At 74.3% G+C, this 1406-nt stretch carries 2 protein-coding genes; both read right to left on the reverse strand.

What is annotated here, in order from left to right; translation table 11 throughout:
- On the reverse strand, nucleotides 1-607 hold a 607-nt coding region (locus ACFWY6_RS23770), incomplete at its 3' end, for an ABC transporter ATP-binding protein (protein WP_384693733.1).
- Complete coding sequence (locus ACFWY6_RS23775; protein ID WP_384693736.1) at nucleotides 604-1263, reverse strand: ABC transporter ATP-binding protein; 660 nt, start codon at nucleotides 1261-1263, stop codon at nucleotides 604-606. The genes ACFWY6_RS23775 and ACFWY6_RS23770, both read right to left, overlap by 4 nt.
- Nucleotides 1264-1406 lie beyond the last annotated feature (143 nt).

Consider the following 1406-nt stretch of genomic DNA (forward strand, 5'->3'; position numbering starts at 1 on the left):
CCGCGAGGTGCCGTTTGACGGCCGACCGGTGCCCCCGCTCGTCGGCCGTCATCCCGGACGCGGGCTCGTCGAGCAGCAGCACCCTCGGCGGGTCCGCCACGGCCCGCGCCAGCTCCACCATGCGGGCGCGGCCGACGGGCAGTGCTCCCGCGTAGTCGTCGCCGATGGCGTCAAGTCCGCACTCGCGCAGGACAGTTGCGGCACGGGTGCGCCGCTCCTTCTCCCGCGTACGCCGGGTGGGCGCCGCGAGGAGATCGGCGGCGAACCCGCCCCCGCCGCCCCGCCACTCCTGCGCCACAAGGAGATTGTCGGCGACGGTGAGCTGACCGAAGAGCTGCTGGCGCTGGAAGGTGCGGCGCATGCCGTGCCGGGCCCGCCAGGCGGGGGAGCGGCGGGTGATGTCGGCCCCGTCGAGGAGGACCCGCCCCGCGTCGGGGCGGCGGATGCCGGAGACCACGTCGAACAGGGTGGTCTTTCCTGCCCCGTTGGGCCCGATGAGGCCGCAGACCTCGCCCTGGCGCAGGCCGAGGTCGACCTGGTCGAGGGCGCGGATGCCGCCGAAGCGGACGCCGATGCCGCGGGCTTCGAGTATGCGGTCGTCGCTCATGGCCTGCCCACTTCTTCGGTATGGCCCTGCGCGGCTATGCCCAGATAGGCCTCGGTGAGCTGGTCCGTCCGGACTTCGGAGCGCGGGCCGCACCACGAGACGCGGCCCTGCGCGAGGTACGCCACGGTGTCGGCGACGCCCAGGATCTCCGCCGCCTTCTCCTCCACGAGGAGCAACCCCGTTCCGGCGTCCCGGAGTTCGCCGAGCAGACGGAACACCTCGTCCACGACGCGGGGCGCGAGGCCGAGGGACGGCTCGTCCGCGATGAGCACCGCGGGCGGGTGCTGGAGGAGGGGTGCGAGGGCGAGCATCTGCTGCTCGCCTCCGGACAGGGAGCCCGCGGTGATCTTCCGCCGGGCGGCGAGGCCGCCGAACCGGTCGTAGACGGCTTCGCGGGCGGCCTTGTCCGGGAGGTGGAGGGTGAGGTTCTCCTCGATGGTGAGGGCGGGGAAGATGCCGCGGCCTTCGGGGGCGAGGACGACTCCTGCCTTTGAGCGGGCGACGGCGCCTTCGCGGGTGGCTTCGCGTCCAGCGACGTGGATCGTGCCCTGGGTGGGTGCGATGAGTCCGGCCGCGACCTTGCAAGTCGTCGACTTTCCCGCTCCGTTGGGGCCGAGGAGGGCGACGATTTCCCCTGGGCGGACGGTGAGGGTCACTCCGTGGAGGACGGGGGCGCCGTCGTATCCGGCGTGCAGGTCGTGGAGGGTCAGGGCAGGGGGTTTCCTGGGGCGGGCCCCGCCCCCCCCCCCCCGGCCACCCCCGCCCCGCGGCGCTGTCTCACGCCCCCCGCGCCCCCCCC

The sequence above is a fragment of the Streptomyces sp. NPDC059037 genome (assembly GCF_042740015.1).
Taxonomy (GTDB): Bacteria; Actinomycetota; Actinomycetes; order Streptomycetales; family Streptomycetaceae; genus Streptomyces.